Annotated in this window: 1 protein-coding gene; it reads right to left on the minus strand. The window is 61.7% G+C overall.

The window, feature by feature from the left end; translation table 11 throughout:
* Positions 1–23: 23 nt before the first annotated feature.
* Positions 24–1067, minus strand: coding sequence for an HNH endonuclease (locus tag ACIG5E_RS39410; RefSeq protein WP_396542132.1), 1044 nt, complete (start codon positions 1065–1067; stop codon positions 24–26).
* Positions 1068–1724: the final 657 nt, after the last annotated feature.

The raw sequence follows: 1724 nt of genomic DNA on the forward strand, positions 1-1724 counted from the left end.
TGAGTCCACACAACCCTTGATGATCACGCGGTGGCCGTTGCCGTTCTCACCCGGCTCCCGGGAAAGATCACGAAGTCGCACTGGAGTACTAGCCTAGAGATTGGCATCGTACGCCCGTCTTTGCTGACGCACCGCTGCTGAGCGACATGGTATGCCCATGCATGCGTGGAGATCTTCTTCTCGATCGAGAAGTGCTTTCCAGTCGCTGACTCCATCACCTGATGGAATTCATCCATCAGGCCCTGCCAGTCAACGTTTCGAAAGTCGGCTTCCGACCACCCATAAAGCGAAATCAGCTCACGCCTAACGGCAGAGAAGAACGAAATTGACTCACGCCGCCCAATGCCGATCTTGACTCCGCGCCCGACAAGCCAATCCTTGAGATCATCCGGGGCTTCGAGCCATTTATCCGGACTGTCCCTTAGCTCCGCATAGTCCACCCATCCCCAAAAACTCTCAGCGTCTGCCACGTCCGGCGCCTCCGCGTGGTGACCCTTGCAGAGCAGCGCGAAGTTTCGCACGTCCATCGAGCCCCCAAGGGAGGTTGGCACGACATGCGCTCGCTCCACCGGGGTACGCCAGCACACAAGGCAAGCCGGGTCATCCAGGCCCAGGTAGTCGGCGATCGCCCGGACTGTTGGCGGCGACTTCCGATCCTCAGGCTCATTTTCCCGCGGCTTTAACCCCAATCGCGAGACTTCATACCCATAATCACTTCCATCGTCCGGATATCCAATCTCCAGAACATCCGGCACGTCATTTCTTTGCGGACGGGGGTTCTTGGCCGTGAATGGTGGCGTGTCAATCTCGGAGAGATAGTCCCCAAGGAATCCCAGCAGGAAGTGTTGAATCAGTTCGAAGGCGTCATGATCAAACCCTCCCTGCTCATTTCGATGCCCCTGGATATCCAGGTAGAGGAACCGCGGAACCCCTGGATGGCGTCGTTCGGCCAGCTGCACACACTCAAAGATCCGCGCTGCGGCCCGCTCGAAGTTCTCATAGACCTTCATGTCGTGATAGATCGCAATCCCCTTCGACGGGGCGCCATTCACCGTCTTGGCCTTCATCTTCCTGCGATTTCCCACGACCGCTCCTCATCGCCGACATCCACGGCGAGCTTGGCACGCGGCACCGACACACGGGTGGCAAACGCGCCAACTACGCTGCGGTGGAGCGGTTTTGGCCGATGTCCTGTCAGGTCTGGGGTCGAGCGTGATCGGGGGCCCGTAAGCTGTTGCGACTCGGTCAGGCTTTGGGGCCTGACCGCAGTTTGGCCGAGTGGCCCCCGGTCTTGCTCGACGCCGGTCCCGGCCCGGAGAAGTGGGTAAAACCGCGGAGCCGCCCGCCCCAGCCACCGCAGGTTCTGACCTCAGCCGCCCCGCGCGGCCAGCCGCCACCGGAGCGGGGCGAAGACAGGAGCGGCGGCGAGCGGCTGGGCCGCGCGCTGGCGCGCCGCGCGCGCCCTTGAACCCGTAGCGGGGATCTATACGCATGCCGTCGGGGCGGATCGCGGCTTGAGCATCGGTCGCATCGGTCGCTTGTGAGCGGTCAGCCCGAGGCTGGCAGCAAGCCCCCCGCAATCGTTCATCCTGGCTAGGTATCTGCCTAGAGAAGGGAGCGACTAGTGCCGATGGCGTCCCGTGGAGTGGTGTAGCAAGGATCTTGGAGTAACCCCTGGTCATGGGGCAGCCATCGCGCAACTCTCTGAGTAGAACGGCGAGTTC

It is taken from the genome of Kitasatospora sp. NPDC053057, from assembly GCF_044546945.1.
In the GTDB taxonomy this organism is placed as follows: Bacteria; Actinomycetota; Actinomycetes; order Streptomycetales; family Streptomycetaceae; genus Kitasatospora.